This window comes from Tahibacter caeni, assembly GCF_024609805.1.
GTDB classification, from domain to species: domain Bacteria; phylum Pseudomonadota; class Gammaproteobacteria; order Xanthomonadales; family Rhodanobacteraceae; genus Tahibacter; species Tahibacter caeni.
In genome coordinates, this window is record NZ_JANFVR010000362.1 from 1 (window position 1) to 4476 (window position 4476).

At 73.2% G+C, this 4476-nt stretch carries 2 protein-coding genes; one reads left to right on the forward strand and one right to left on the reverse strand.

Annotated features, from left to right (window positions below; genetic code table 11):
- The coding region (locus tag NON22_RS20760) for an ATP-binding protein (protein ID WP_257388890.1) at positions 1–1843 on the forward strand (1843 nt) is incomplete at its 5' end.
- 211 nt (positions 1844–2054) lie between these two features.
- On the opposite strand, the gene NON22_RS20765 is transcribed toward NON22_RS20760, so the two are convergent.
- A partial coding sequence (locus tag NON22_RS20765; protein ID WP_257388891.1) for a PQQ-binding-like beta-propeller repeat protein occupies positions 2055–4476 on the reverse strand: 2422 nt, incomplete at its 5' end.

Genomic DNA, 4476 nt, shown 5'->3' on the forward strand with positions numbered 1-4476 from the left:
GGCGGCCGACCTGAGCCGGCGCGCGGCCACCGAGCTGCCGCGCGGCGCGCTCGCCGCACTCCATTCGGAATTGCCGGCGGCCGAGCGGCTGCAGCTCGCCGCCGAATGGTGCCGCCGCCTCGGCGGCGCCGACGGCGACGCCGACACCGCGCTGGAAGCCGGCGCGCTGCTGACCTTCGCCGAGCTGCCGCGCGAACGCGTCAACGCCGACCTGCGTGCCGACGTGACCGGCCTGCGCGGCGCGCATGCGCGCGTGCGCGACGGTGCGCTCGCACTGAACCTGCCCGAGTTCGTCGCGCGCCTCGCGCAGCACGCGCAGACCACCGAGCGCGACTGGCACGCCTTCGCGGCGCTGCGCCACGAACTCGTCACGGCCGAGCGCAGCCGGCTCGGCATCGACCGCTTCCAGGCCAAGCCGATGGCCGGCTTCGTGCGCAACCGGCTCATCGACGAGGTCTATCTGCCGCTGATCGGCAACAACCTCGCGCGCCAGATCGGCAGCGCCGGCGACGCGCGCAGCGACCGCTCGGGCCTGCTGCTGCTGATCTCGCCGCCGGGCTACGGCAAGACCACGCTGATGGAATACATCGCCGACCGCCTCGGCATGATCTTCGTGCGCGTGAACGGCCCGACCCTCGGCCACGAGGTCAGCGCGCTGGACCCGGCCGCGGCCACGCAGCGCGGCGCGGTCGAGGAACTGGTCAAGCTCAACCTCGGCCTGGCCATGGGCGTCAACGTCATGCTGTATCTCGACGACATCCAGCACCTGTCGGCCGAGTTCCTGCAGAAATTCATCAGCCTCGCCGACGCGACGCGGCGCATCGACGCCGTCGTCGACGGCGAGGCGCGCACCCTGGACTTGCGCGGCAAGCGTTTCGCGCTGGTCATGGCGGGCAATCCGTACACCGAATCCGGCGAGGTGTTCCGCATTCCGGACATGCTGGCCAACCGCGCCGACGTCTACAACCTCGGCGACGTGCTCAGCGGGCGCGAGGCGCTGTTCGCCGACAGCTACATCGAGAACGCGCTGACCGCCAACGCGCTGAGCGCGCCGCTGGCCGAACGGCCGCGCGCGGAAATCCTCGCCGCGCTGCGCGCCGCGCGCGACGACGGCGAGCTGCCGGGCGAACTGCCCGGGGGCTCGCAGACTCTGGAACTGCTCAAGCGCATGGTCGCCGTGCGCGACGTGCTGATGCGGGTCAATGCGGCCTACGTCGACAGCGCCGCGCAGGACGACGCGTTCCGCAGCGAGCCCGCCTTCAAGCTGCAGGGCAGCTACCGCAACATGGCCAAGCTCACGGCGCAACTGAGTCCGCTGCTGACGCCGGCCGAGCTCGCCGCGCTGATCCGCGACCACTACCGCGGCGAAGCGCAGACGCTCGGCGCGCGAGCCGAGGAAAACCTGCTGCGCCTCGCACGCCTCGTCGGCTCGCCGACGGCCGAGGAAAGCGCGCGCTGGGACAAGGTCGTCGACGACTTCCGCCGTCTCGCGCGCCAGGGCGGCAAGGACGCCGATGGTGCGACGCGCATGGCGCAGACCCTGTCCGACATCGCGCTGCAGCTCGAGAAGCAGGGGCGCAGCGGCGAAGGCCTGGCCGAAACCCTGGGCGCCCTGCGGAGCCTCGCCGACATCCACGCCGCGCTGCAGCGCGAGCCGCGCCTCGAAGCGCCGCCGGTGCTCAGCGACGCGCTTGCGCGCATGGCCAAGGCGTACGAGGAAACGCTCGTGCCGCTGGTCTCCGCGCTGCACCACAAGATGACGCTGGACCACGACATGTGGGACCAGGTGCGCCAGCTGCGCACCGGCGTGGATTCGCTGATGAAGCGGATGGGCAAGACCTGAGGTCCGCCGCGCCGCGGTCTGTCGCCGCGGCGCGGCGGAGCGTCGCTCGGTCATTCCCCGCTCCCGCCGCGGGAGCGGGGCTTCACATGTCGCGTGAACGTGCCGGGCTATCCGGCATCGACGCCGCATCCGGCTATCGGCGACGAGCCACGGCAGCGCGGACACGCCAACGCTCGCGCCCGGTCCTCGACGGGGCCGCGCCGCGCGCCGATCACGGCGCGCAGCCGCCCATGCGGCGCAGATCGAGCCGGCCCTGGCGGCCGGCGAACGAACCGGCGCTGCGGCCCGCGTCGAAGCGGTACTCCAATGCCGCGCGGTCGCAGCCCTGCGCGATCAGCGTCGCGCTGCCGATCACGTTCGCGTCGTAGGTCGGCGCCCAGTCGAAGCGGCCGCCGAGGGTCTGGATCAGCAGGACCTCGACGCGGCCGTCGACGGCGTCGGCGAGGTTGCCCTGCAGGGTGAACCAGTGCTGCCGGGTCGAATCGTCCGGCATGCCCGGCGGGTCGTAGGCGAACCAGGGCGCGAAGAACACGCCGTCGGGCTGGATGTTCAGCTGCAGTCCCTGGCCTACCGTGGTCTCGTCGTACCAGGCGCCGGACATCCGTGCGTCGAAGCCCTTGGCCGGCGGCCGCGCGCCCGCGCCGGGCACGTTGCTGCCGTCGGCGAGAACGCAGGCCTGCGTCGCCGGCGTCAGGCGCAGCAGGTCGATCGTGCCGGAGGCCGGTTCCGTCGTCGCGCCGGCGTCGATCTCGTAGCTCAGGCTCGCGTGATCGCAGTCGGTGACGCGCAGCTTCGCGCGGCCGACGATGCGCGGCGACACGGCAGGTCCCGCGTCGAACGCGCCGCCGACGGTCTGCAGCACCGGCAGTTCGAGTTCGGTCGTCCCGCTCGCGACCCCGTTCGCCTGCAAGGTGTACCAGCGTTGCTGCGCCGGGTCGTAGCCGCCGCTGCTCGTGTAGGTGAACCAGGCCGCGAACACGGTGCGCGAATCGGCGAGCCAGTCGATGGCCAGGCCTTCGCCGTTCGCATACGGCGCATACCAGAGGCCGGCGACGCCGGGCTGGTCGACGCGCGTCGCCGGCGCGTCGCGCAGCACGTCGCCGAGCGAGCGCGCCGCGGCCGTCTGGCCGGCGCCGCGGTCGACGACGGTATACGCCGTGCGCAATTCCCCGGCAGCATCGAGTGCGACGGCCGCGAGCGGTGCGCAGTCGCCGTTGCAGTCGACGAAGCGTTCGAGCTCGCGACGGCCGTCGGTCGCATTCAGGCGTTCGAGGCGCAGACGGTTGGCCCAGCTGCCGAGCAGCACCACGTCGCCGGCGGCCGCGTCCAGCGCGAGCAGCGGACCGTGAGCGTCGCCGGCCACTATGCGGTCGACGGACCGGTGCGACCAGAGCTGGCGACCGTCCTCGGCGTCGTGCTTGCTCGTGACGCTCGCCAGCGCGTCGTCGCCGGGGTCGGATTGGCCGTGCACGTAGACCGCATTCGCCGTCGTGACGATGCGCTCGCCGCGCCGGTACGGTCCGAGCGCGGTCAGCCAGCGCGTCGCGCCCGCCGCGTCGACGGCCCAGAGCACATGGTCGTCGAGGCCGTACGGCGCGAAGCGGGCGCCGGTCGCGTAAACGCGGCCGGCGGCATCCGCGGTGAAGCGCGCGTCGTATTTCACGATCGGGCTCTGGTCGATGCGATAGAGCAGGGCGCCGGCGACGTCGTAGCGCAGCACGCGGCCGTCGACGGCCAGGGTCACGCGACCGTCGTCGTCGATGCCGAGGTTGTGCAGCCGGCCGGTGCCGCTGGCCGTGCGCGCGCTGCCGGTCTCGCCGAGGAGGTCGACGGCGTATTGCGTGGCCGTCGCACTGACGCGCACGATGCGCTCGCCGGCGATCGGCCGCTGGATCAGCACGGTCGTGCCCGCCGGCGCGGCGTAGTCGTTGCCGAACGTGGCGCCGTCGGCGCTGCGCAGGCAGAACGCGTGATGGCTCGCGGCCGTCTCGGTCGTCGTCTGTTCCTCGACGCAGACGAGGCCGTGGGCCGCCTGCAACGTCGCCGTTTGCGCGAGGGACGCCGGCAGGGTCTTGCGCCAGACCGTGCGGCCGTCGGCGCGGATGCGGCTCAGGAATCGCGGCGCTGCGACGGCGCCCGTCGCGGCGCGCCGGCTCAGCAGATAGCCGTTGCCGTCGGCGTCGATCGCGGCGGCCGCGAGCTCGAGCGCCTCGCGCGAATTCGCCGCGCCGAGCGACACGTCGCGCTGGCGCAGCGCGGCGTCGAGAGCGATCAGGTGCGTGCGGTACGGCGTCGTGGCCTGATCGCGGCCGAGTACGAGCAGCTCGCCGCCGGCCCCCGCCTGCAACTGCAGCGCGCGATCGAACGGCAGGGTCGCTTCGGTCGCGCTGCCGTCTCGTGCGCGCCGCACGAGACGGTCGCGCCCGGCGACGTCGCAGAGATTCGCCGCGGCGCCGTCGCTCGCGACGGCGAACGCGATGCGCGCCGTTGCAGGCTGCGCCGCTCCCGGGCAGAGGTCGCGTTCCCAGGCCAGCGCGCCGCCGGCGTCGATGCGCAGCACGCGGCGCGGAACCTGGCCGGAGGAAGTCTCGTCGCCGGCGACGACGTAGAGCGCGCCGTCGGGCGCGCGCCGC